Raw genomic sequence first — 23,549 nt, forward strand, 5'->3', positions numbered from 1 at the left:
CTGCCTACGCAGTTGATTTGTCGTCGGCGACTTCGTCGCCACTGCTCACGATCTTAGGCTCATCCATCTTCTGCACCAGCTTTGGCCTGGGCTTTGGCACATACGCCGGAAACTCCCTCTTGCCACGACGATTGGCTATCAGCATAGCGCCGAGCACAATCGCTCCTGCCCCCAGGATCGCCAAGAAGAAAAGTACCGGGTTCTGAAGTAGAGACGACATGATTCCTCCTCACCTCGATTGTTAACCCCCGCATTTACTCTAGCCTAAAACGACTTTGCTCCTACGTCAAATACCCGCTGCCGACGGGCTATGAAAAATGCAGCAAAGCAATTTTAGCGTTTATCTTTTAAGCGCCCTCGTTTCTTCAACGCTTCACGGAGCACCCACTCGATTTGACCATTCAGGCTGCGCAATTCATCACTAGCCCACCTTTCGAGTGCCTCTAGGGTTGTGCTATCAACACGGAGCAAAAATGGCTTTGTCCTCCTTTGTACCGCCATGCTTATTGGTACAAGCTTCCGGTATTCACCACCGGTTGCGCATGACGATCACTGCAAAGCACAACCAAGAGATTGCTCACCATGGCAGCCTTTCGCTCCTCATCTAATTTTACAACGTCTTTTTTTGAAAGCTCTTCAAGCGCCATCTCTACCATGCCCACCGCACCTTCAACTATTCTCGTTCGGGCGGCTACCACCGCACTTGCCTGCTGGCGCTGGAGCATTGCACTGGCAATCTCTGGTGCATAAGCTAAGTGACTAATTCGCGCTTCAATAACCTCAACACCTGCTTTTGCCAAACGGTCCTGCACTTCAGCTTTTAGTTTTTCAGCTACGTCATTTGTGTTCCCACGCAATGAGACCACACCTTCTTGATGAGCGTCATAGGGATATGAGGTAGCCATGTTACGGAGAGCAGCTTCGCTCTGTACATGGACAAAATTTTCATAGTCATCAACATTGAACATTGCCTCAGCAGTATCGACAACCTTCCAAACTATGACTGCAGCAATCTCGATGGGGTTACCATCAGAATCATTTACTTTTAACTTTCCGCTTTCAAAGTTTCGTATGCGAAGAGAAATTCTTCGTCGACTTGTAAAAGGATTCATCCAACGAAAGCCTGACTGTTTTTCTGAACCTATATACTTACCAAACAACTGCGCAACTGCAGCCTCATTTGGATTTACAATAAAAAAACCACTTGTACAAAAAAGAACAGCTATCCCTAGGAGTATGGAAACAATTACTAGCCAGATGGTATTCGCAGTTGCGGCATAAATAAAACCAAACGCCGCCAGACACAAGAGCACAAATAAGGAAGGAGCAGCAACAAAGCCATTAGTCGAACGAACAGCTTTTTCTTTAATCATAGTAAAAAGGTAAATGATATCAAACTGATATCAGTGAACCTCTTATCTGTACATTTGTCAAGTTAAAAAAAACTACTACGCAGATGTAGTATGTTTTCTCTGGTGGACCCTACCCCGCTGGGCGGGGTCAGCTCTGTATGTTGAGATCTTGGTGGACCCTACCGGGCTCGAACCGGTCACCTCCGCGTTGCAAACGCGGCGCTCTACCAAATGAGCTAAGGGCCCTTAATTCAGACTATTCGAAACAGGTGAAAAAATATCCCGTAGAAGAGATGGAACAAATCCAGTCAGTGTAAGAAAAACAATGAAAATCATGAGGATACCGAGAAGCTTTAAAAAAATTCTCGTACCACCCTCGGTACCGAGATGCTGCTCAGCCCATTCGATCCGACCAAACCAGTTCATGAAAAAATCAGTCTTGATCACAAGTAGCGCACCTATCAGTATAACGATTCCACCAATTAAATATCGCATAACTCTTCTCGTATTATTAACGCCCCCCCCTAGCACCATCGAGTACTTGAGCTTGAAAAGCTAAGTACGAGATGAAAAGCGGCACGTTTGCAAAGGGCGCAGTCCGGCTTGGCCGGGCAAAGCCTGGAGCAAACGATGACGTGTGGTGGGCGATCCAGGAATCGAACCTGGGACCTCGTCATTATCAGTGACGCGCTCTAACCAACTGAGCTAATCGCCCATGTTTGTTCCCCGTGGAACATGATGTAAAACTACATAACAACGCGGTGGTGCCGCCGGTCGGACTTGAACCGACATGAGGTTACCCTCAAGGGATTTTAAGTCCCTCGTGTCTACCATTCCACCACGGCGGCAAGCATTCAAAGCGAATACATGCCATATTTCAACACAAGAATGTCATTCATGCAAGACCAGCAGGAACCACATGCTAACACGAGTATTTCGGAAAAACAAGACTTACTCGGGTTTATTAAACTCAATCTGCGAAGTAGACTCTTTGCTTCTGCGACTTTTAATAAACTCCCAGAGGGCGGGCAATAATGAAATAGCAATGATAGCAACTACGACAAAACTAAAATTCTCCTGGATAAAAGGAAGCCTGCCAAAAAAATATCCTCCGAACAAGAAAATGCTGACCCAGAGGAATGCTCCAAGCACATTATAAGTGAAAAAGTGACGATATCGCATTAAGCCAACACCTGCAACAAAGGGAGCTATGGTACGAACAATTGGAACAAATCTCGCAATGACAATTGTCTTTGCTCCATACCTTTCATAAAAACGATGGGTACGGTCAAGATGCTCCTTCCTTAGCCAACGAGAATTTCTCAACTCATATACTCTTCGACCAAGGTGCTTCCCTATCCAATAGTTTAATCCATCGCCTAACACAGCCGCAGTAAACAGCAAGGCAAAGAGAAGTATAATATTTAGTGACCCTGCATCAGACAGCGCTCCAGCGGCAAAAAGAAGCGAATCCCCTGGCAAGAAGGGCATAATCACAATGCCCGTCTCAAGGAAGACAATACCAAAAAGAAGCGCATAGACCCAGGTGCCGTATGTGCTTATAGCTATTCCAAGGCTTTCATCTAAGTGGAGAAAGTATTGAGAAATAGTGTGTAATAGCTCGTTCAACTTGAATTAGATAATTGTTTCAGTATTTAGTCAAAATGTTATTTTATTTTTTTTGGCTAACTTTAGTGAGGCGATGTTCCTCGAGGAACTTTTTAATTGTGGTGGACCAGAGGGGAGTTGAACCCCTGACCCCTGCAATGCGAATGCAGTGCTCTACCACTGAGCTACTGGCCCTAGTGTGTTCCTCGTGGAACAAACGGATGGGAGGCCTAAATTATCTAACGTGGTGGACCCTACCGGGCTCGAACCGGTCACCTCTTCCATGCCATGGAAGCGCTCTACCAAATGAGCTAAGGGCCCATGTGAACTACGGATATTTTAAGCTTCTTTTCTCCGTACCTGCCTCAGCCTTTGCCCCCACCATGAATCGAACATGGATCCAGGGCTTAGGAGTCCCTTGTTCTATCCTTTGAACTATGGGGGCAGGGGCGGCGGCAGGCAATTTTCTTTTACCCGAGATTTTGTAACTTTTGTAAAAAGTTATTTTTTTGCTAGCCTTTGCAAAAAATAAGCGTCGTAGAATATTATGTTAAAAATGCATCTAAGTTACGAGCCATTATTACACCAAGTGGCCATTTTCGCAATGCCTAAAGAGCCAGATCGATTGACACAGTAGCATCAACAACTTATTGTTACCACGTTTACCACTCATATACATATGGCACTACTTAATAGAGAAGAAAAACAATCACAACACATCGATACCGTTATTGGCCGAAACGTTCAGGTTGAGGGCAATTTTAATGGTGAAGGCAATGTAACCGTAGAGGGTACGGTTTCAGGTACCTTAAAGACAGCTAAAGATCTCATCGTTGGATCAGCCGCAAAGATTAAAGCTGATGTTGAAGCTGAAAACATAAGCGTTGCGGGTGAAATTCAAGGAAACGTTATCGCACGCGGTAAACTTGAGCTAAGTTCAAGCGCAAAAATAATTGGCAATGTAAAAACCTCAACTTTGTCGGTAGAGTCAGGCGCAGTTTTGCACGGCAAATGCACTATGAACGAAACGAAAGACAAGCTTGCAACTGATGAAGCGATTGAAATGCCCGCTAAGCTAAAATAAGCAGGGCATTGTATGTATTGTTACCTGTTTGACACCTTTCTCCGTGAAAGGCAGTACGAAAAAAGCGTACATCGCGTTGAAGCGCGAATCGCTGAGCTTGGCTTACAAGGAAAAACTGAGCGGCTCAGCATTCTAAAAAACGCAGGTGAAATAGTTCGCGATGCAGTTAAAAAAGGTGTACAAACTTTTGTTATTGTTGGCGACGATAGCACGATTCAGAAAGTATTAACCTATGTAGCCGAAGAAAAGGTTACCTTGGGAATTATTCCTCTCGGTACAAAATTAGAAATAGCTGACATGCTTGGTATTCCGCACGGAGAGGCTGCTTGCGATACACTTTCGAAACGAGTTATTCAATCACTCGATCTCGGCCGAATAAACTCTCAATACTTTTTACGCTCACTCGATATTCAGAGCAATGCGGTGCAACTTGAAAGTGATCAAGGGTACACAATCTCTCTTCAAGACCCGGAAGCTAAAATTCAAATTGCTAACTTTCTTCCTATGCAAGATGAAAGGGGAAAAGCAGGCGACCCATCAGATGGAACGCTTGAGGCAATTGTTTCAGCCTCGCCGAAAAAAGGTTTCTTTACCTCGCTTCGTGGACAGTCTGATCACCCTAGCATTTTCCCATTCCGCAAAGTAAAAGTGACGTGTCGCGATGCCAGCGTCCCTCTGGTAGTGGACGGGGAAGGGATAGTAAAAACTCCAGCCCAAATAGAAGTAGTACCACATTGTTTGCGGGTGATCGTCGGAAGAGCGCGGCATTTTGCTCAGGCATAAGCTCTAGGAAAAAAAACTTTCGCCTAGCCCGTGTGAACATGGCATTCACATTGTCTTTTCTTAAAATATCTTGTATAATATTCGCGTAATGAAAGCAAACGGAACAAAAAAACTTGTACGAAAAGCAGTGATTCTGGTGGCCGGGTATGGTACCCGATTTTTGCCTGCCACCAAAGCACAGCCAAAAGAAATGCTTCCAGTTATTGACACGCCAGCTGTTCAGCTAAGTGTTGAGGAAGCCATTAATGCCGGTATTGAAGATATTGTGCTCATTACGGGATCCAGCAAAAGAGCAATTGAGGATCACTTTGATGCAAATACTGACCTGGAAAATCGATTACGCCAGCAAAAGAAACATGCGCAACTAGAGAGCATTACACGGATTCAACGTCTGGCAAATTTTATTTACGTTCGACAACCTCAGCCGCTCGGAAATGGTCATGCCACCTTAATGGCTGAAGCAGCGATTGGAAACGAACCTTTTGTTTTACTCTACCCGGATGACTTAATTGTTTCCAAAAAAAATTCTATCAAGGAAATGATTCAGGTCTACGAGGAATTTCAAGCGCCAGTTATGGGCCTCTTACACGTAGAGAAAAAAGATGTAACAAAGTACGGCATTGCCAAAGTCAACCACATCCGTGAACATATCTACGAAGTCTCTCAGGTTATTGAGAAGCCAACTCTCGCACAAGCACCTTCTCAGCTCGCCTCATTAAAAGGCTTTGTTTTCCCTCCGATAATTTTTGAATACTTACGCAAAGTACGACGCGGCAAAGATGGAGAAATATGGCTGCCAGATGCCGTAGACCTTTATAACAAAAAACATGCCGTCTTTGGTTGTGAGCTTAATGGTGAAGTATTTGATCTTGGTTCTAAGCTAGGCTGGTTAAAAGCAAATGTTTCTTTTGCGCTTAAGCGACCAGAGCTGCGTAAAGAATTCCGCGCCTATCTCAAAAAATTAGTCTAAGGGGGAACATGCGACGTTACGTCATTCTCATAGGTATCGTACTCATACCGGTTCTGGCCGTATTTATTATCGTGTCCGGGGTTATTAATAAACCACAGCCAAATGTACAGGACGTACCATTAACCTTTTGGACAGTACAAGATGACACAAGCGCCTTTACTGACGTGATCGCAGCATATCAGCAAGCCCACCCCTACATTACCATCGAGGTCGTACAAAAGCGTGCTCAAGATTATGGTGAGGCACTTATTCAAGCATGGGCACGTGGGGACGGGCCTGATATTTTTTCTCTCCCTAATGCAGAGGTTGGAGAATATGCTGACTTTATTGCCCCATTACCTGAGGCAACACAGGTCTATCAATATCAGAACAAACGCGTGCTTCTCAGTAGGCAGCTTGTGATTACACCGGTCACTTCAAGCTCTATCACCCCGGCCCGCCTCAGTAATGACTATGTAGATGTTATTGCCAGCGATGTTATCCGAGATGGACAAATATATGCACTCCCATTAAGCGTAGACACCTTAGCAGTCTACGTTAATCGCAACCTTCTAAACACTGCTAATATTGTTTCACCGGCAACAACCTGGCAAGAGCTTATTTCCCAAGTACCTGATCTCACTATTTTTGATGCGCAAAATAATATTATTCAATCTGGGATCGCACTTGGAACGGCTGAAAATGTTTCCTACTCAGCTGAAATACTCTCACTGCTCATGATGCAAAACGGTACACAAATGACTGACCCAACTGGAACACGTGTGCAATTTGATCAGGGAACAAAAGAATATAACGCGGGTGAACGAGCTGTTGATTTCTACACCGACTTCTCTGACGAAACAAAAGCAGTCTACAGCTGGTCAGGGGATAGCTCACACTCAATTGATAGTTTTATCGAAGGTAAGACTGCCTACTTAATTGGCACCTTAGCTGACCAGGCAACAATTCAGGAGCAAAACCCGGCACTCCGCTATGACATCGTGCCAATGTTCCACATCAATACCGATGGAACCGACACCAGCGGCAGCACGGGAACGCGTACAAAAATTAACTACGCAAAATACTGGGTGCAGACAGTGGCAAAAAATTCCGCTCATAGCAATGAGGCTTGGAATTTTGTGCAATACATGAGTCAGTCAGGCGTCGTCGAGGCATATCTCAACGCCAGCGGACGTATTTCTCCTCTCCGAAAAATATTAGCACAACAAGTGAATGTGCCGGCCTTACAAGTCTTTGCCAATCAAGCGCTCACTGCGCAAAATTGGTATCATGGAAACAGCTGGACACAAACTGAAGGCTATCTCAAGCAACTCATCACCGTTGTTGCTGAAAAAACAAAGTTGCCGTTGGAGGCTTTAAGCCAAGCTGCTAAACAAGTGCAGCTCACCTTTACTGAATAACGCATGTTACGTTTACCCTCAACTCGATTCTGGATCATCTCGGGTTTAAGCATGCTTATTGTACTTGGCGCAGTAATACCTGCCCGAGCGGAGATCTTACCAAACTGCGAAAAAACACTTTACAAAGTTGAGCTCAATGGAGATCTCGATTGCCCAGATGGAACAAACAATTGTATTGATCCAAATGATTACATACAAACTGTACACGGTGATATCGAACAGGTAATGGTCAACCGGAGCTGTGGTTTCAATGACTTCATTCAGCTCTTTGTGAATCTCGCAAACTGGGGCTTGGCTATTATGGGTGCCCTGGCTGTTTTCTTCTACATGTACGCGGGCTTCCAATTCTTAACTGCCGGCGGTCGGAGCGAGAATGTCGAGCAGGGTAAAAAAATTCTCTGGGGCACCACTATGGGAGTGATTATCATGCTGACTGCGTGGGCCGTTATTGGTTTCTATATTGTTGCTACAACTGGCAGTAACCAAGGCTTTGTTTTTCCTAATGATCCTAACTTCCTAGCCCCTTGGTTTGGTCAGACCGAAACTTGTCGACAGACCTATATAAAAAATTACGACCAATCTCAGTGTGGACAAAACAATCTTCATATAAACTGTTCAGACCCGATTGATGGAAGCGATGGACCTGTTACTCGTTTGCAAAGCATACTTACTCAGCGAGCTTGTAACCCTGGAGGAATAGACGGCTGTTTTGGTTCAAACACTGAAAGTGGGCTCCGACAATTCCAGAGAGTGAATTGGCGCAGTGGAATTATTGAAGACGGGGTAGTGAATGCCGATGATTGGAGCACCCTACTCAACACTTCTACTGCGTATGATTGTTCAGTCCCGCTAGGTTGCTGCATCAATCCTGATGAACCGAGTCTTTGTTATGATCAAATTCCAGAGGCCTACTGTAACCAGAATGGTTGGACCTTCCTACCAGATAGCTGTGCGAGTTACGACTTTGACTGTGAAGGACCAAGTTAATTTTCTATTGCATATGAATACACTACGAAAAAAACGCTTACCACTTATTCTCATGATCGCCGGACTCGTCCTCATGCCGCTGAGCGCCTTTGCGCAAAGCGGCTCGGCTGTAGCCATACCTAACCCGATTTCGTGTGGTAACTTAATTTGTCTCTTTGTAAACCTCATGCGCCTTATTCTGGCCGGCTTAGGTGTCTTTGGCATGGTGATGTTTATTTGGGGAGGCTTTCTCATGCTTACTTCTGCGGGTAATGCTGATCGAATTCAAAAAGGAAAAGAAACCTTAGTGTGGTCAATTCTTGGTATTTTAGTAATTCTCGGCAGTTGGATACTCCTCAAATCAGTGATTGATGCAATTAACGGGGTTACTAACTAGGTTTGACGAAGTAGGAAGAGAGAGGTACGCTATATTCGACATAAGGTGAAGGAACACTTCACAATTGAAAGGGGGTGAGAAACACATGAAACAACGTACACGACTGCTCGGCACACTAGCAGCATTTGCTATACTAGCACTTCCGTTGCTTGTTTCCGCCCAATCTGCTTTCACCGTAGAAAACATCGGTGGATCAGTTGGTCTCGGTACTGCTGACCTCAAAGATACCGTCATCAACATCATTCAATGGGTGCTTGGTATCCTCGCACTCGTTGCTGTCGTTATGATCATCATTGGTGGTTTCCAGTGGATGACTGCTGGTGGAAACGACGAAAAGGTGGAAAAGGCCAAGAAGATTATCTCAGCCGCGGTAATTGGTCTTATTATCATCTTGTTGGCTTGGGCTATTGTCATCTTCGTCGCAAATACAACGGCGAATGTCACTACCTAATCCAATCACGTATTTGGACTTTTAGAACATACCCAGCTCACTGCTGGGTATGTTTTTATTCAAAAAAGCCTTACTATGCTATAGTAGTATATATCTTTGAGAAGAAGAGGGGGTGAATATACATGAAGAAAGCTTTAATCGCAGTCGGTACTTTGGCGCTCGTTGCTATGCCAATGCTTGCATCAGCCCAATCTGCTTTCACCGTTGAAAACGTTGGAGGATCCGTCGGTCTCGGTACCGCTGATTTGAAGGACACCGTCATCAACATCATTCAATGGGTGCTTGGTATTGTCGCCTTAATCGCTGTCGTTATGATCATCATTGGCGGTTTCCAGTGGATGACTGCTGGTGGAAACGACGAAAAGGTGGAAAAGGCCAAGAAGATTATATCTTCAGCCGTAGTCGGTTTGATTATTGTGTTACTCGCCTGGGCAATTGTTGTATTCGTTGCAAACACAACCTCAAACGTTACCGCCTAGCGTACACTTCGCAAATTCTGCAAAAGCCCTACCTTATACGAGGGCTTTTGCTTTTTCTGCGCAACTTTTATTTTTCATGGTATACTGAATGCATTACATCTTTAGGTAAAGGAGGTGAATGTCAGAATGACCATAAAACGATTTCTTCCCTTAGCGCTACTCGGACTTACCTTGGTATTACTGCCTTCTACTGTAGCAGCTCAATCAACCGCCTTTACGATCGAAAATATTGGTGGATCAATCGGTCTCGGTACCGCTGATTTGAAGGACACCGTCATCAACATCATTCAATGGGTGCTTGGTATCCTTTCATTAGTAGCCGTTGTTATGATTATTTTTGGTGGCTTTACCTGGATGACTGCCGGAGGTGCTGAAGATAAAGTTGATCAAGCCAAGCGTATTATCACCGCTGCAGTAATTGGTCTTATCATCATCTTGTTGGCTTGGGCTATTGTCATCTTCGTCGCAAATACAACGGCGAACGTTACCACTTAGGCTACACTAGAATCAAAACACAGACCTCTCCATATTTGGGGAGGTTTTGTGCTTTTGGCTGACTCCGCTACACTATGAACGCATATGTCTAAAATACCGGATAGAACACAGGCCTGGCTGCTAGGAATGATGATCTGTATGATTGTTATCTCTTTTGCAGGTCAATACGTAAAATGGCAAAGTCTGGCCTATAACGGACTCGATTTGGGTATTTACACTCAAGTAGTATCAGAAACCAGCCAAGGGAATTTCTTTGGCTTCACCATTCACCCGCACTCCTACTTGGGTGACCATGTTGAATTTTTACTATTACTCCTTGTGCCTCTTTTTTGGATTGTGGCTCATCCACTCTGGCTCTTGGCCGCACAAAGCCTTGTGTTGGCTTTAGGCGCTATCCCTATATTTCGCCTTGCACGCAAAAAACTAAATGGTAACTGGGCTCTAGGTTTAAGTGCAGCCTACCTTTTTTCGCCTTTCCTCTGGAATGCAAACATGTATGAATTTCACATGTTAGCTTTTGCAATTCCAATCTTACTTGCGGCACTACAAACCTACATCACTAAATCACTCAAGTGGCATTGGCTTTGGCTGGCTTTGGCCTTGCTCGTACGAGAAGATGTTGCCTTTGTAGTATTTGGCATTGGTATTGTGGCTGCAATTGAGCGGAGGAATTGGAAATGGTGGCTACCCACCTTTTTGGTTAGCGCTGCCTGGTTTGGATGTAGTATTTATCTCGCTGGATCCTTGGGCACTTTGGGTGAATATAAATTTCTCAAATACTATGGATGGCTCGGCCCCGATCTTGTTTCTATTATCGGAAACTTTTTTGGACATCCCTGGCTCGTACTCCAACGCGTGCTTCATCCGCAAGCGCTTGCTTTCTTGCTAGGCCTAGGACTCCCTTTTGCCTATTTGCCAATCTTCCGACTTCGTTGGCTTATCCCGATCTTACCTATCTACTTACAACTTTCTCTCTCAGGAGTTGCGCGAGAAATCTCACTAGAAATGCACTACGTGAGTTTGTTCTTACCATTTCTCTGGATTGGCTCTATTGAGGCAATACACAAACTTCGTAGTGAAATGGGAAAAACTCGACGAGGAAAATTTATCCAAGAATACGCCGGGGTTATTGTTAGCGTACTCGCTGTTGTGGCAATATATTGCTTCATCGTAATCGGTCCGATTCGCGGCCTGGCACAAACCTGGTATCGACCAGATACGCAACGTGAACATGAACAGTTAGCCAGAGATGTGCTCAACATTGTACCCGATACCACACCTCTCGCAACTGGATATCGCTTTATTTCATGGACAGCCACTCGACCCGTGTTGTACTCCTTGCACTATCTTTTTATTGGCCGGCAACAATATAGCGATGAAAGTTTCCCACTTGACCCTAGCATCCAAACGCTGCTCATAGACCAAAGTGATTTTGTTACCTATCAATCAGTCTATCCGGAAGATAATACCGACTACAAAGGTGGTGCCCAGCGCTTCCGCGATCTCATTGAAGAAAGAAAGCTTCAGCTCAATCTCATGGTTGACGATCTCTTGCTCTATACAAACACCCATACTACATCCCAAAAAGAATTAGTGCGTATTGGAAATGAAGATCAACTAAGACAAAGCCTCTTTCAGACAAGCAACGGACTCATCTTGCACTCCTGGGAGAATAATGAAGGAATCAACAAACTTCAAAGTGAATATGTGCATATTAACACGCACAACTACCTCACCCTCCCGCTCTCGTTTATCTGGTCTCAGCATGAAATAACAACGCGTCATAATACCGTACTACTCACACTGACTCGGGGAGACGGCGCAGTGTATCAAAAAGAATATCCCATCGCCCCGCTCTGGCCGCAATCAGAGTGGCCATTAGATACTCCAATGATTACGCAACACCAATTTCTCATCCCGACCGACTTCGCCCAAAGTGATACCCAGATAGCAATGGATGTGATGTCGATTCGGGGTCGATTAAGTTTGGATACCCAACGCTCTATCGTGCCTCGCTACGATGAACACGACTCCTTGGGCCACCTTAATCTCGGAAATCTTATTCTACCGGACGCAAGCGATACAGAGTAAGCTCGCCTGATTGGTATACTGTCTGAAGTGCAGAAATCGCGCTTGGATCAGCCACACTATTCCGCGTATCAAATTCACCCCATAGTAAATAATCCACACTCTGCTCTCGCAACCATCTTTCAAGGGCAGTATTTCCACTTTGGCGCGCTACAATAAAACCATCTGATTTGTCATTGTAATGCAAGGTTTCAATCGGGTGTCCAAATACCACTGCCCGACCCGCCCAAGCTGGTATATAGAGATTGCCAATTTTCCCAGCTGCAAAAACTGCACGAGTATCGGTGTGTGTTTTCATCCAGTCACTCATATCTTGATAAGATTGATCGACGTAGAGGTGGTATGGCGGCTGACGAAAAGTATCATTCGTCCAAAGATGTACATCCATGCCCACTAAAGCAATCGGCGAAAGACTAAACACTACTACGGCCAGCATTGGAGTGGCTACATAGCGAGACCAGCTTACTAATGGAAATCGCTTGAATACTATACGAAGACCAATAAAAGCAAATAAAGCTAGGGGGAGCATCCAACCTTCAGTTAGGCGGCGACTAAAACTAATCGGCAAAAAGAAAATACATGCTTGCCCAAACAACCACGCAAGCGGCATTGCGTAGGTGCTTCGATCACGACCTAGTTGAAACAAAGCAAGAAGGGCCAGCGGAATAAGAGCGCCATAGCTAATAAGTGTGGTAAAAAAGAATGGCATAGTATTCACATTCTGAGCCGCTCGGCTATTCGCAATTGGGTCAAAAAGTATTATCCCAACTTGGTAGAAAATCATTGGCAGCGCTAGTCCTCCTACAAGAAGCGCCCCCCACAAAGCCCGTGCCGTTTTATCCCGCTGCCATAAAAAAGTGAAGAGTATAAAAAGCACAAAAACCCCTATCACTGTTGGTAAGTGAAAGGGGTGAAAGCTCATAAGTAAAAAAAGCGACAGGCCGCTTTGCAAAAAATACTGTATTTGCTTTTGCTGCACCCCGAGGTAATACCAATGAAAAATGAGAATAAGTAATGAGGTGGCTAAAATAAAATGCGGGCTCTGATACATCGTTAAAAATGTATACGCTTCACTTACCCAGAGATCCATCGGCCAAATCGCCCACTCAATAAATCCAAAAATGTATTTAATAAAAGGATATGCAATTGCTCCAAATCCTGCAGCAAAAAGAAAAAGCAAAATAGCAAATTTACGCTCACGCCATGCCGGAAGAAAATTGCGTAAGAAAATTTCGCTCGACCATAGGAGTAAGGGGATGAGGAGGATTCGGGCTAAATGAAAACTTACTAATGCGGAAAGGTGCAGCCACTTTGCCATATATCCAACAACAATCCAGATTGGACTGAAAATAAAAGCGTCATGCGGCTCAGCAGTAAACAAATCCCTAAGCATCACCTGTCCCTGTTTTACCTGTTCTATGTAGGAAAAATAGACCGGCAAATCACCTGGAGCCAGTGTATGTCCTCCGGTAAAAATCATCCCATCTGCCTGCATCATCCACGCGTAGAGGTAAGGGAACGTTGTGAGAATAACTAAAGCGAGGGCTATCCACCAAAACCAACGACGTGGCATTTTTTCAGCATCTGGGTGAAGAGAAAAAAACTGCATTACTTCTGAGAGCGAAACAATAATGCAAGAATCATTTGAGCGTATTCACGAGCAATCGTGAATGAAATTTTACTCTTGCCATATTGGCGATCCTGAAAAACATAGCCGATTTCTGTGGTCTGAAGTGGACGCGCTCGAACCAAAATCTCTACTAAAAGTTTATACCCGCGCGGACGTAAAGTATGTGCAATGCGTGTATACACATCTCGTCGTACGGCAAAATATCCGCTCATAGGATCACGCTCTCGAATACCGAGCATCACCTGAGCAATCCTAGTAGCAAACCAACTCATGGCTTGGCGTCGCAGAGGCCAACCTAACATACCGCCGCCACTAACAAAGCGTGAACCGATAGCCACGTCATTACCTAACTGCACCGCCCTAATCATCTGCGGAATAATTGCCGTATCATGCGAAAGATCGGCATCCATGCAAATAAAAATTTCTGATCTGGCCTCTTCCATACCAGCCATCAGTGCAGAAGCAAGGCCTAACTTACCTGTTCGCTCAATAACCCTGACTGGATAGTGAGCAGCCAGCGAACGAACAAGCTGAGCGGTCCCATCTGGCGAAGCATCGTCAACCACAATTATCTCGACAACCAGCTGCAAGCGGGCAATCTGTCGAAGGCACGCCTCAATGTTCTCCTTTTCATTATAGGTTGGCAGGATAATGCTAGCTTTTGGCAAGGCGCTCATGAAGATACGGATTTGGACTGATCGCTCGACCCTGATGAAGTATAAGGCAGGGCTGCTAATAGGAAAACAAGCGCGAGGTAACCCAGGTGTGTGTCATTAAAATACCGGGCAAAAAACCAAAAAACAAGCAGGGTAAATCCATAGTACCAGAAGATATTTTGCAGGGAAATGTCTAGTCGACTCTTCCTCAATAAAAGGAGAAAACTCGGGATTCCAATGCAGAGAGAAAAAACCCAAAATGGGAAATGTCCGTAGGGATCAATAACATGAAAAGTTGCCATCCACTGGGCAATACCTAAACCTGATGCTGGATAACTCAACTCAGCGCTGCCGTTTGCATACTTCCAAACGTCATCATAAAAAGCTCCTGGCGACCAGAGAAAGAAAAAACCCATAACCACAATAAGGAGAAGTAGCGAAGGAAATAATGGACGATATACTTGCCGCCAAGGACCTGGTTTCCGGCGCTGCCATACTGCTACGAGGTAAAATGGCACAAAGAGCCAGGCGGACTGCTTCATCAGTAAAGCAAAAACCAGAGCAAATCCCGAGCTCGTGTATCTGCCTCGATAAAGCGCTAGGGCTGCGAGGAAGAGGAAAAGCAATACGGTGATGTCATTCAACCCAGCCACAATAAACTTCAACATAAATGGATTCAACGCAGTAAGGATAATTGCTAGATCTCTCCAAGGAGCTTGCACGGTTTTTGCTAAGAGTAAGAGGAAGGCAATCCAAAAAAGTAAGTACAGCGCACGTACATCAAACCAACCAGTAAATCGCTCTAGGCTCCATTGCCACGGCGCCACGATAAGGAAAGAGCCTGGTAAATACACATAGTGCTCCCAGGCTGGATTGGGTCGCGTGCTATCAGAAAAACGATCAGGGAACACACCAAAAGCTGTACCACGATAATCACTCGCATAAGGATTTTTACCCTGTAGGAGAAAATGACTCGCTTCCTCAGTCTGGATTGCACCATCGTGCACATATGCTTCTAGTGGACGATAAGGTCGTACCAGCATCTGCAAGGTACAGACGGTCACTAGGATGCCTATGCTTAAGATAAGGACGATCCTTGTTCGCATCTCATCTGCTGATGGGGCAAAGATAAGACTTAATCCATACGCAAACACCAGCAACAAAGGCAGGATGCCAAACCAGAAAAGTGGTGTGGGGGAAAAGAAATAACTAAAGGCCTGCTGACCTGAAAAAACCTCGGCCATCACATAAAGCACGAGGAGAAGAATGAGAACAAAAGTAAAACGTCGAATCGTGATTCCGTTCATTTACGGAGCAACTGCATAAATCTTAGCCTCCTTGTCTTCGTAGACCAGTGAGACCCCCTCTGTACCATCTACTAAACGATCCATAGCTACATGATCTTTAGTAACAACTACGTACGATGCATGAAAAGTATCACGTAGAGTGGTACTCACCGTGCTCGGATCTGACTTCCCGGTGGTTAAATCAACCCAAGCCCAATAGCGATCTTCATCGTGGGCATACAAAAAGGTTGGATCTAAACCAGCAATATAGCGATGTGATGGATCATAGTAAAAAAGGAGTGGAAACTCATCCCAGTCACTATGTACGACAATCTCGTCTGATGGGGCATTTGCTTTTAACCAAGTGCCAACACCAGACAGGGTTGAGGCATCTTGCCCACCCGCTAGGTCGCGTCGCACATTTCGCAAGTCACGTACACCCACGCCAACCACTCCTATAACAACATAGGCGAGGATTATCACTGCGACCGTTTTTGAAAGGACGCTATGACGCCACCCGGCCACAACATCTCGCAAAAGCGCTTTACCTGCCTTACCAGAGAGTGCGTCGCTGATGGAAAAAGCTCCAAACAACATACCAATCGGCACATAGTATTCAACGTAGCGCTTGGACTTCAGGGTAAGCAGGAAAAAGAAAATGGTTAGCAAGAAGAGGGTCCAGGAGCGGACAGACTGCTTTCGTAATTGCAGAGCCATACCGAATATCCCTAACACCACCACAATAGAAACAAAGATGGTGGTAGGAATAAGCTCACCGATGTGATACGGATACCACTCTCCGCCTACGCCAATGCTATGTTGCGCATTAATAATGCCAATCTTAAAAAGCTGGTATTCGTAAAATCGAATGTTGTGCGGGAAGCTAGGATTAAGCAATAGACCTGCCAGCATCCCACCCCCAACCGCCAAACCTATGGTGATGTAAAGACGCCAAGAAGCTTCATGGTGTCGCCAACGATCATACTGCTCATGCAGACGAGTAAGGAGAGAACGAGAATCACTCTGATGGAGTATCCAATAACGGACTAAGCCCACCAGGCAAAACACCGCTGTACAAACAAGCAGCAGGGAAAATCCGCCGTATACCCAAACAAAAATCCATGAGTACACAAAAGCCCACTTTGCTCGGAAGTGAAACACCAACCATAAACCAGCCAAAAGAAGTGTCACTCCCAGAACAGGCGCTTTTGGTAAACCCATCCGAAACATGAATGGATTCACAAACAAAAGCAACAAGGTAAATACAAATGCCCATCGCACTTGGAAGGAACGAAGGAGGCCATAGAACATGCCAGCCATCACTGCAGTGAGTAAAATAGTGGCGACTTTTATCCCGACCAGTGGATCAGCTATAGAAACAAACGGGATGAGAATAACGTGATAAAGAAAATGCTGATTAATGTAATTCTCACTCAGGGATGTAAAAGGCAGCCAGGGAAACTGCGTAAAAAAACCTTTGTCAGCTACCAGGGTTGCCATCCGAGCATGATAAAAAGAATCAGGATCAGCAAAAGCATCATGCAATTGCAAATACGATGCAATGACCAGGGCAATCATCATGATAAGCAGACCGGTCAGAAAGGGCGTCCGGCAAAAGATACGATAGATTTTATACCACCAAGCCTCCTTTTCCATACGCTAAAGTATAGCATTCTCATGCCTACACGGCGAACTGCTGATTAGCGAATTTACTTCAGCTGCGCTTTGAAATAATCCACCCAAGGAATCGGCGATGGATCTATGTCATGCTCCATAGCGAGCCAGAAGCTGAGATAGCCACTAAAGGTGAGGTGTAAAACTATCTCTTCTAAGCGCGACTGAGCAGAAACCTTCACATCATCAACGCTAAAGTGCTGTCGTTGAAAAACCTTTTTACTAATACCGTAACGTTTTTCATTTCGAGCATGTAAAAACTTTGAACGAAGCATGAGTACATGCAGGGCTACTTTAGGATGCGCTAAGCCCTCCATGAGGTGGTGATTTAATCCTGGGATAGGGAAATGTAGCGCAAAATGCTTACTGTTTTCATGGAAGCGATTTCGATAGGCCAGGGCTACATTTTCTAAGTGCTCGCTCCCCACAATAAGCGGGATGCGAGTGCACAACTTCTTGGCTAACTGCAGAGTAGTATTTCGTTGTTGAGGCGCCTGCACTGACCATTGTTTACCAGCTCGTCGAGCCTTCTCTATTGCGCGATGTAATTCTGGAGTAGATACACGTAGCTGCCCAGCAGCCGCAAGTAGCCCCATAATACCAAAAAGCATGTATCCAGTACCCATGCGAGGTTGCTGGGATGGATTATACCGTGCATCAAAAATATAGGCGGGAATTTTCCATTGCGTAGCCAACTTGGCCAATGTCCCACCCGAGGAAATAACCATGAGTTTGGCGCCACGTTGTCGAGCCTGACGAAGCGCGCTCACACTTTCTTCCGTACCGCCTGAATAACTTGAGGCGATTACGAGAGTATCAGGACCAACATAGGCTGGAATATCGTACTGCTCTATTACCTCAAAAGTCGCTTTTGATGAGGGACGCAAAAAATCCGCTGCGATCCGAGCTGGAAATGCAGAGCCACCCATACCAGCCACCACAATTTTTTTCACTGCACGATAACTAGCAGGCACAGCTATGCGTGAGGATTCGTCCCAGGCTTGTGCAATCTGATCAGGAAAAGCATCGAGCGAACTTAACATTTGTTGCTTATCAAGTCTTTGGACTTTTTGTTGTAGTGTCATCATGCATTAAATAGTATCAGTCTTTATGGGCAAAGAAAAGGAAAGTATATTGACCGTTCGGCTTTTTTTTGGTATAGTAATAGCAAGGAACTCACGGGGAGATGGCGCTTTTAGTGATGAAGTCTCCGCTCATCAAGCTATGTCCGGACATTCCAAGTGGTCACAAATTAAACGACAAAAAGGTGCGGCGGATGTAAAACGCAGCAGTCTTTTTACTAAACTCGCTAATAATATTGCGGTAGCTGCCAGAGATGGAAAAGATCCTGACATGAATTTTCGTCTCCGTTTAGCTATAGATCGTGCTCGAGCCGCCAATATGCCCAATGACAATATTGACCGAGCAGTGAAACGGGGTGCTGGTGAACTTGAAGGACAGATTATTGAGGAGATCACCTACGAAGCCTATGGCCCGGGTGGCGCTGCACTCGTTATACGCGTGCTCAGTGATAATAAGAATCGAAGCGCAAGCGAGGTACGGACGACGCTCAATAAATACAATGGCAATTTGGGAGCAGCAGGAAGTGTGGTATGGAACTTCACGCTCAAAGGCGTCATCCGCGTCGAACAAGAGCATGTGCAGGAAAAAGATATCGACACCTTAAGCCTAGAACTCGTTGATGCAGGAGCGGAGGATATAGCTCAATCTGAAGAGGGACTAACAATCTTCACCGCCGTGTCAGGTCTGGCTGAAGTACAAAGTGCACTTCACAAACAAAATATCGCAATTGCCGAAGCTGGACTCGAATATGTGCCAAACACTACTGTAGCGCTAGATGAAAAAGCTTCTGGACAAATGCACACCTTAATTGACGCTCTTGAAGAGCTTGATGACGTTGACGCCGTCTTCACCAATGCCCAATAAGTCACGTCGCATTCTCGGAATTGACCCTGGCTATGGACGACTCGGTTACGGAGTGCTGGAGGAAAAAGATCGGACGCTCCACTGTGAAAGCTACGGCTGCATCGAAACACCGGCGAAAGAAGAAGCACCAGTCCGGCTAGCTAAGATTGCCCAAGAGCTACGCAGCATTTTACAACGCTATCAACCTGACCTCATCGCAGTAGAAAAACTTTTCTTTGCAAAAAACACCAAGACAGCCCTCGGGGTAAGTGAAGCACGGGGAGTAGTACTCCTGATTGCACAAGAATACGGTGCAGAAATACAAGAATTTACACCAGTAGAAGTAAAACTAGCCTTAACCGGCTACGGACAAGCAAATAAAGATCAAGTACAGCAGATGGTAGAACGCCTCCTCAAAGTAGAGGAAAAAATCGCCAGCGATGATGCGGCAGACGCACTGGCAATCGCCATCTGTGCCGCCCACACAAAAATACCTACATGAGTTCGATGAAACAACAAAGTGAACAGCTCATTCATGCCACCGAGCGAATCTTTCGTGAATGTGTGCAGACAAATGGGGCTATCACTATCTCTCCTGATAGTAAACTGGTAATACCTCATCACGCTGCTTTTGTTACTGTGGCAGCACCTTTTGTTGGTTTAGAGCTTGCTCCAGAATTTTTTGCTTGGGTTAAAAAAACTCTAGAGAATGAGGAGAATAACGGAGCCTTAAGTAATGCCTATGATTGGGAGGGAAAAGCAACCCATTCGCCAGCCCGATTTGCACCCGAACAAAACGGCGCCATGCTCTGGAGTATTGATGCCTATATTGAACGACATCCAGAGGAGCTGGCTCATATGAAGGAATTAGTAAGCCTGCTCGTGCAAGGAATTACTCAGCACTGGAAAAAAAATGGATTTTCGCGTACTACTAATGAGGTATGGGGGGAACATCATCACATAGGAGCGCCTGAGATGAATCAGCGCTTTACATATGCCCTAGCCGCCTGTGCACATGGGCTTGAACGTGCGGCCGCTCGCTATAAGCAACGGCGATGGAAAGCTATTGCCGGGCAAATGCGTGAGCATATAAATAATGCCTGGGATGAAAACAAAAAGACTTTTCATCGCGCGCTTGGTAAACATAATGATACAAGCATTGATAGTCTAACTCTCGGACTTTGCTGGCCTTATCATATTTACGAGGCAAAAGAGAAACGCATGCAGGCAGCTGTCGAACGCATTGAAGAGGTGCTTATTGATGGTGGTGGAGTGCACCGCTTCCAATATGATTACCACGACAGCGAAGGGGATGCAGAAGATGGTGGTGGTATTTGGCCAGCTCTTAATTTTTGGATGAGCATCTATTTTGTTGAACAAGGCGATGAGGCAAAGGCGCGGGCTTACTTCCAATGGGTATTAGAACGCGTGCATGAAGAACTCCCAGAACAAATGTTTAAAGATTTTCGTATCGGCATTACTCCTTTTGCCTGGAGTCACGCACTCTTTCTCTTGGCTGCTCATAGTTTAAAACTTCTCCCAAATGAAGCGTAAACTTCGCATCATGAACGTAGCTGCAGAAGTGGCTCCCTATGCCAAAACCGGGGGCCTGGCTGACGTAGTACATGCGCTACCAAAAGAATTAGTACACCAGGGCCATAGCGTCAGTATTATCATGCCCTGCTACGGCTTCATGAAAAAGCAAAATATTCCCATGACTGAGGTGGATCGCTTCCGCATTAGTGTGGGGAGTAAAAACTTTGGAGCGACTATCTATCAAACTGAATTTTCACCAGGCTTAACAATCTACTTTGTTGCCAATCACGAACTCTTTGGTCGTTCGCGACTCTATGGCTACCCAAACGACAACACTCGCTTCATGTTCTTTTGTAAGGCCGTTGTACGCTTTATTAAAGAAATGAATAACCGGCCTCATGTCGTTCACTGCCATGATTGGCACACCGGGTTAATACCAAACTACCTCAAGCAAAAATTTAATCACGACCCATCTCTCCGCTCAATCGCAACACTCTACACGATTCACAACCTACCTTTCCAATTCGGATCAGACTGGTGGAAGGTGCCGCCAAAGCAGCAAGATGACGGACGCGGCGTACCCCCTGAAACACCGACGAAGAAGTTGAATCGAGTAAACTTTGCCAAACGCGCCTTACTCAACGCCGACATCATCAACACGGTAAGTGAGCGCTATGCTGAAGAAATCCTCACCCCAGAATTTGGCCAAGACCTTGATGGAATACTCCGACGTCGAGAAGAAGATGTCTACGGCATTGTAAATGGCATTGACTACACCGTATATAATCCGGTGTATGATAAAAACATCCCGGTAAACTACGACTGGAACCAGCTCGATAAAAAACAGCTCAACAAAAACGCCTTGCAGCGTAAGGTTGGCCTAGAGCAAAAAGCTGATATCCCGCTCATCGGGGTAGTGAATCGCTTAAGTGAGCAAAAGGGATTTAACCTGCTACGTGAAATTGCCTACGTGCTCGTGAAGCTGCCTCTGCAGCTCGTTATTGTGGGAAGTGGACATCCGGATTATGTGCGCTTCTTTAAGCGCTTAGCAAAAAAATATCCTAAGCGGATTGGCTTTTACTCTCCTTTTACCGAGGAGCTCGCTTCGCTTACCTATGCTGGCTCTGACATGTTCCTCATGCCCTCGCGCTATGAGCCATGTGGAATTTCCCAAATGATCAGTTTACGATACGGCTCTATTCCGATTGTCCGAGAAACAGGCGGGCTCTCTGACACTATTACCAATTTCAATCCAAAGACGCAAAAAGGTATTGGCTTTGTATTTTCTGGATATACCAAGGAAGATTTTCTCATCGCTATTGTCCGAGCCCTCGAAACCTATCGCTATGCACAGGTCTGGGAACACCTCACCTGGCGAGCTATGAAAACGTCATACTCATGGGAGGTGCCAGCAAAAAAATATGCGCAGTTATATCGCTTAGCTTATCGACATAAACGGGCACGAAAGAAGGGGACAACATAATGCGCTGGGCCGCCCTCCTACATATTTATCAACCTCCGCACTGGGATGCTCGCGTCATTGCTAAAGTAGTGAGTGAAAGCTATCGACCTTTAGTGGATATTTTAACGCGAAATCCCAAGATTAAGATTACGCTAAACATCAACGCCTCGTTGACTGAGCAACTTGCTCGACATGGCTACCTCGATGTTATTGATGGATTACGCAGCTTGGCTGAACGAGGACAAATTGAATTTACTGGCAGCGCAAAATACCACCCGATTTTACCCCTCCTGCCAGCTGATGAGGTACGTCGTCAAATCCGCCTCAACACTGAAACAAACCGAGCTCTCTTTGGTGATATTTATCGCCCACGAGGATTTTTCCCGCCTGAGATGGCAGTCGATCTCGACCTCATCCGCATCTTAGTGGAAATGGGATTTGAATGGGTAGCAGTTGACGAATTAGCCGGTGAGAAAAAACTTGGCGATCTTCCTTTAAATAAAAAATATTTAGTTGAGCCTTTTGATATCTCTCTGGTTCTACGCAATCGTTTCATGAGCGACTATCTGGCCTTTGCGGCTCCAATTGATAAGCCAGGTGAATTTTTTGCTGAGGTAGAAAAAGAAAAACGCTCAAAGGAAATTCTCATCACTGCAATGGATGGAGAAAACCTTGGCCACCACCGTCCAGGCACTGAACGACTATGGGAGGAGTTAGTAACAAATCCTTCAGTCGAAATGGTCACCTTCACTGAAGCGCTGGAAGGTTTTAGCACGCAGGAAAAACTCATGGTGCAGGAAAGCAGTTGGTCGACTCGAGCAATTGATCGAGTCCGCAATGCACCTTATCCGCTTTGGCAGCATCCGGAAAATCAACTTCATCAACTACAGTGGTCGCTCACCACGCTCATCATCGAAGCGATTAACCAAGCAGAGAAGCGAAGTGACCACACCATTGAACAAGCTCGGATTGCTTTAGACGAGGCGCTGTCTTCTGATCAATACTGGTGGGCCTCAGCCACGCCCTGGTGGAGTGTGGAGATTATTAATGAAGGAGCCGAGCGACTTGGTAAAGTGTTAGAAGCGCTCAGTGAAGTGCCGCCCGCTACGCAGAAAGAAGCGCGACAGCTCATTCGCTCAATTCGAGAAACTTCACGTCGCTGGCAGGACAAAGGAGTTGCTTCTCAGCGTATGGCTGAATACAACAAAGAAACAAAGCAAGTACATTACATGGCTGGACAACGCATTGACGGTTCTGCCAAGTGATTGTACGGTAGGTGCGCATAGAACTTTCATTAGACAATTAA

Annotated in this window: 25 protein-coding genes and 6 tRNA genes; 15 read left to right on the forward strand and 16 right to left on the reverse strand. The window is 45.5% G+C overall.

What is annotated here, in order from left to right; all coding sequences use genetic code 11:
- Positions 1-4: 4 nt before the first annotated feature.
- The 11 genes from H6760_04575 to H6760_04625 all read right to left on the reverse strand — a co-directional run bounded on the left by H6760_04575 (position 5) and on the right by H6760_04625 (position 3,405).
- Complete coding sequence (locus tag H6760_04575) at positions 5-220, reverse strand: hypothetical protein (GenBank protein USN53406.1); 216 nt, start codon at positions 218-220, stop codon at positions 5-7.
- Between the two features lie 113 nt (positions 221-333).
- Positions 334-501 carry an Arc family DNA-binding protein gene (locus H6760_04580; protein ID USN53407.1) on the reverse strand — a complete coding sequence of 56 codons (168 nt, stop codon included), beginning with the start codon at positions 499-501 and terminating at the stop codon, positions 334-336.
- Between the two features lie 2 nt (positions 502-503).
- Entirely contained in the window at positions 504-1,373 is an 870-nt protein-coding gene (locus tag H6760_04585; GenBank protein ID USN53408.1) for an SPFH domain-containing protein, read from the reverse strand.
- Positions 1,374-1,522: 149 nt separating this feature from the next.
- Positions 1,523-1,598 (reverse strand) — tRNA-Ala (locus tag H6760_04590).
- Positions 1,599-1,847, reverse strand: coding sequence for a hypothetical protein (locus H6760_04595; GenBank protein USN53409.1), 249 nt, complete (start codon positions 1,845-1,847; stop codon positions 1,599-1,601). It lies immediately after the preceding tRNA gene.
- A gap of 143 nt (positions 1,848-1,990) precedes the next feature.
- Positions 1,991-2,067 (reverse strand) — tRNA-Ile (locus tag H6760_04600).
- A gap of 47 nt (positions 2,068-2,114) precedes the next feature.
- A tRNA-Leu gene (locus tag H6760_04605) sits at positions 2,115-2,200 on the reverse strand.
- A gap of 103 nt (positions 2,201-2,303) precedes the next feature.
- Positions 2,304-2,981: a DedA family protein gene (locus H6760_04610; GenBank protein USN53410.1), complete on the reverse strand. Its 678-nt coding sequence runs from the start codon at positions 2,979-2,981 to the stop codon at positions 2,304-2,306.
- Positions 2,982-3,080: 99 nt separating this feature from the next.
- Positions 3,081-3,155 (reverse strand) — tRNA-Ala (locus H6760_04615).
- A 50-nt stretch (positions 3,156-3,205) separates the two neighbouring features.
- Positions 3,206-3,281, reverse strand: a tRNA-Ala gene (locus H6760_04620).
- A 52-nt stretch (positions 3,282-3,333) separates the two neighbouring features.
- Positions 3,334-3,405: transfer RNA gene (locus H6760_04625), tRNA-Arg, on the reverse strand.
- A 234-nt stretch (positions 3,406-3,639) separates the two neighbouring features.
- Between H6760_04625 and H6760_04630 the strand changes: the two genes are divergently transcribed.
- The 10 genes from H6760_04630 to H6760_04675 all read left to right on the forward strand — a co-directional run bounded on the left by H6760_04630 (position 3,640) and on the right by H6760_04675 (position 12,076).
- The gene (locus H6760_04630; protein ID USN53411.1) at positions 3,640-4,044 is read left to right on the forward strand and encodes a polymer-forming cytoskeletal protein; all 405 of its coding nucleotides are present in this window, start codon (positions 3,640-3,642) and stop codon (positions 4,042-4,044) included.
- Positions 4,045-4,056: 12 nt separating this feature from the next.
- Positions 4,057-4,827 carry a hypothetical protein gene (locus tag H6760_04635; protein USN53412.1) on the forward strand — a complete coding sequence of 257 codons (771 nt, stop codon included), beginning with the start codon at positions 4,057-4,059 and terminating at the stop codon, positions 4,825-4,827.
- Between the two features lie 88 nt (positions 4,828-4,915).
- Positions 4,916-5,797: a UTP--glucose-1-phosphate uridylyltransferase gene (locus H6760_04640; GenBank protein USN53413.1), complete on the forward strand. Its 882-nt coding sequence runs from the start codon at positions 4,916-4,918 to the stop codon at positions 5,795-5,797.
- An 8-nt stretch (positions 5,798-5,805) separates the two neighbouring features.
- Positions 5,806-7,197 (forward strand): extracellular solute-binding protein, encoded by a 1,392-nt coding sequence (locus H6760_04645; GenBank protein ID USN53414.1) that lies wholly within the window; start codon positions 5,806-5,808, stop codon positions 7,195-7,197.
- A 3-nt stretch (positions 7,198-7,200) separates the two neighbouring features.
- Entirely contained in the window at positions 7,201-8,184 is a 984-nt protein-coding gene (locus tag H6760_04650; GenBank protein USN53415.1) for a peptidoglycan-binding protein, read from the forward strand.
- A 13-nt stretch (positions 8,185-8,197) separates the two neighbouring features.
- Positions 8,198-8,560 carry a hypothetical protein gene (locus tag H6760_04655; GenBank protein ID USN53416.1) on the forward strand — a complete coding sequence of 121 codons (363 nt, stop codon included), beginning with the start codon at positions 8,198-8,200 and terminating at the stop codon, positions 8,558-8,560.
- An 85-nt stretch (positions 8,561-8,645) separates the two neighbouring features.
- On the forward strand, positions 8,646-9,011 hold the full coding sequence (locus H6760_04660) for a hypothetical protein (GenBank protein ID USN53417.1): 366 nt from the start codon (positions 8,646-8,648) through the stop codon (positions 9,009-9,011).
- Positions 9,012-9,133: 122 nt separating this feature from the next.
- Positions 9,134-9,490, forward strand: a complete 357-nt coding sequence (locus H6760_04665) for a hypothetical protein (GenBank protein ID USN53418.1) — start codon at positions 9,134-9,136, stop codon at positions 9,488-9,490.
- Between the two features lie 126 nt (positions 9,491-9,616).
- Positions 9,617-9,985 carry a hypothetical protein gene (locus H6760_04670; GenBank protein USN53419.1) on the forward strand — a complete coding sequence of 123 codons (369 nt, stop codon included), beginning with the start codon at positions 9,617-9,619 and terminating at the stop codon, positions 9,983-9,985.
- An 84-nt stretch (positions 9,986-10,069) separates the two neighbouring features.
- Entirely contained in the window at positions 10,070-12,076 is a 2,007-nt protein-coding gene (locus H6760_04675; protein USN53420.1) for a DUF2079 domain-containing protein, read from the forward strand.
- Here the strand turns inward: H6760_04675 and H6760_04680 are convergent.
- The 5 genes from H6760_04680 to H6760_04700 are packed head-to-tail and all read right to left on the reverse strand — an operon-like array spanning position 12,045 to position 18,407.
- Entirely contained in the window at positions 12,045-13,646 is a 1,602-nt protein-coding gene (locus H6760_04680) for a hypothetical protein (protein USN53421.1), read from the reverse strand. The two genes, H6760_04675 and H6760_04680, sit on opposite strands and share 32 nt — an antisense overlap.
- Before the next feature lie 35 nt (positions 13,647-13,681).
- Positions 13,682-14,380: a polyprenol monophosphomannose synthase gene (locus H6760_04685; protein USN53422.1), complete on the reverse strand. Its 699-nt coding sequence runs from the start codon at positions 14,378-14,380 to the stop codon at positions 13,682-13,684.
- A complete protein-coding gene (locus H6760_04690; protein ID USN53423.1) occupies positions 14,377-15,666 on the reverse strand; it encodes a hypothetical protein in 1,290 nt (429 codons plus the stop codon). Before H6760_04690 ends, H6760_04685 begins: the two co-directional genes overlap by 4 nt.
- Positions 15,667-17,301 carry a hypothetical protein gene (locus tag H6760_04695; protein ID USN53424.1) on the reverse strand — a complete coding sequence of 545 codons (1,635 nt, stop codon included), beginning with the start codon at positions 17,299-17,301 and terminating at the stop codon, positions 15,667-15,669.
- Between the two features lie 53 nt (positions 17,302-17,354).
- Complete coding sequence (locus H6760_04700) at positions 17,355-18,407, reverse strand: SIS domain-containing protein (GenBank protein ID USN53425.1); 1,053 nt, start codon at positions 18,405-18,407, stop codon at positions 17,355-17,357.
- 136 nt (positions 18,408-18,543) lie between these two features.
- Here H6760_04700 and H6760_04705 point away from each other — a divergent pair, with 136 nt between their 5' ends.
- From H6760_04705 to H6760_04725, 5 genes are read left to right on the forward strand one after another with little or no spacing between them, the layout of a single operon-like run.
- The gene (locus tag H6760_04705) at positions 18,544-19,266 is read left to right on the forward strand and encodes a YebC/PmpR family DNA-binding transcriptional regulator (GenBank protein ID USN53426.1); all 723 of its coding nucleotides are present in this window, start codon (positions 18,544-18,546) and stop codon (positions 19,264-19,266) included.
- Positions 19,256-19,747 (forward strand): crossover junction endodeoxyribonuclease RuvC, encoded by a 492-nt coding sequence (gene ruvC / locus H6760_04710; protein USN53427.1) that lies wholly within the window; start codon positions 19,256-19,258, stop codon positions 19,745-19,747. The genes H6760_04705 and ruvC overlap by 11 nt, the downstream gene beginning before the upstream one ends.
- 5 nt (positions 19,748-19,752) lie before the next feature.
- Entirely contained in the window at positions 19,753-20,799 is a 1,047-nt protein-coding gene (locus H6760_04715; GenBank protein ID USN53428.1) for a hypothetical protein, read from the forward strand.
- On the forward strand, positions 20,789-22,264 hold the full coding sequence (locus H6760_04720; GenBank protein USN53429.1) for a glycogen synthase: 1,476 nt from the start codon (positions 20,789-20,791) through the stop codon (positions 22,262-22,264). Before H6760_04715 ends, H6760_04720 begins: the two co-directional genes overlap by 11 nt.
- Positions 22,264-23,508 (forward strand): hypothetical protein, encoded by a 1,245-nt coding sequence (locus tag H6760_04725; GenBank protein ID USN53430.1) that lies wholly within the window; start codon positions 22,264-22,266, stop codon positions 23,506-23,508. Before H6760_04720 ends, H6760_04725 begins: the two co-directional genes overlap by 1 nt.
- Positions 23,509-23,549 lie beyond the last annotated feature (41 nt).

This window comes from Candidatus Nomurabacteria bacterium (assembly GCA_023898465.1).
In the GTDB taxonomy this organism is placed as follows: Bacteria; Patescibacteriota; Patescibacteriia; order HK-STAS-PATE-3; family HK-STAS-PATE-3; genus HK-STAS-PATE-3.

Bases quoted from the DNA above. Each gene is read 5' to 3' on its own strand.
- H6760_04575 (USN53406.1), bottom strand. From the start codon at position 220: ATGTCGTCTCTACTTCAGAACCCGGTACTTTTCTTCTTGGCGATCCTG.
- H6760_04580 (USN53407.1), bottom strand. From the start codon at position 501: ATGGCGGTACAAAGGAGGACAAAGCCATTTTTGCTCCGTGTTGATAGC.
- H6760_04585 (USN53408.1), bottom strand. From the start codon at position 1,373: ATGATTAAAGAAAAAGCTGTTCGTTCGACTAATGGCTTTGTTGCTGCT.
- H6760_04595 (USN53409.1), bottom strand. From the start codon at position 1,847: ATGCGATATTTAATTGGTGGAATCGTTATACTGATAGGTGCGCTACTT.
- H6760_04630 (USN53411.1), top strand. From the start codon at position 3,640: ATGGCACTACTTAATAGAGAAGAAAAACAATCACAACACATCGATACC.
- H6760_04635 (USN53412.1), top strand. From the start codon at position 4,057: ATGTATTGTTACCTGTTTGACACCTTTCTCCGTGAAAGGCAGTACGAA.
- H6760_04640 (USN53413.1), top strand. From the start codon at position 4,916: ATGAAAGCAAACGGAACAAAAAAACTTGTACGAAAAGCAGTGATTCTG.
- H6760_04645 (USN53414.1), top strand. From the start codon at position 5,806: ATGCGACGTTACGTCATTCTCATAGGTATCGTACTCATACCGGTTCTG.
- H6760_04650 (USN53415.1), top strand. From the start codon at position 7,201: ATGTTACGTTTACCCTCAACTCGATTCTGGATCATCTCGGGTTTAAGC.
- H6760_04655 (USN53416.1), top strand. From the start codon at position 8,198: ATGAATACACTACGAAAAAAACGCTTACCACTTATTCTCATGATCGCC.
- H6760_04660 (USN53417.1), top strand. From the start codon at position 8,646: ATGAAACAACGTACACGACTGCTCGGCACACTAGCAGCATTTGCTATA.
- H6760_04665 (USN53418.1), top strand. From the start codon at position 9,134: ATGAAGAAAGCTTTAATCGCAGTCGGTACTTTGGCGCTCGTTGCTATG.
- H6760_04670 (USN53419.1), top strand. From the start codon at position 9,617: ATGACCATAAAACGATTTCTTCCCTTAGCGCTACTCGGACTTACCTTG.
- H6760_04675 (USN53420.1), top strand. From the start codon at position 10,070: ATGTCTAAAATACCGGATAGAACACAGGCCTGGCTGCTAGGAATGATG.
- H6760_04680 (USN53421.1), bottom strand. From the start codon at position 13,646: ATGCCACGTCGTTGGTTTTGGTGGATAGCCCTCGCTTTAGTTATTCTC.
- H6760_04685 (USN53422.1), bottom strand. From the start codon at position 14,380: ATGAGCGCCTTGCCAAAAGCTAGCATTATCCTGCCAACCTATAATGAA.
- H6760_04690 (USN53423.1), bottom strand. From the start codon at position 15,666: ATGAACGGAATCACGATTCGACGTTTTACTTTTGTTCTCATTCTTCTC.
- H6760_04695 (USN53424.1), bottom strand. From the start codon at position 17,301: ATGGAAAAGGAGGCTTGGTGGTATAAAATCTATCGTATCTTTTGCCGG.
- H6760_04700 (USN53425.1), bottom strand. From the start codon at position 18,407: ATGATGACACTACAACAAAAAGTCCAAAGACTTGATAAGCAACAAATG.
- H6760_04705 (USN53426.1), top strand. From the start codon at position 18,544: ATGTCCGGACATTCCAAGTGGTCACAAATTAAACGACAAAAAGGTGCG.
- ruvC (USN53427.1), top strand. From the start codon at position 19,256: ATGCCCAATAAGTCACGTCGCATTCTCGGAATTGACCCTGGCTATGGA.
- H6760_04715 (USN53428.1), top strand. From the start codon at position 19,753: ATGAAACAACAAAGTGAACAGCTCATTCATGCCACCGAGCGAATCTTT.
- H6760_04720 (USN53429.1), top strand. From the start codon at position 20,789: ATGAAGCGTAAACTTCGCATCATGAACGTAGCTGCAGAAGTGGCTCCC.
- H6760_04725 (USN53430.1), top strand. From the start codon at position 22,264: ATGCGCTGGGCCGCCCTCCTACATATTTATCAACCTCCGCACTGGGAT.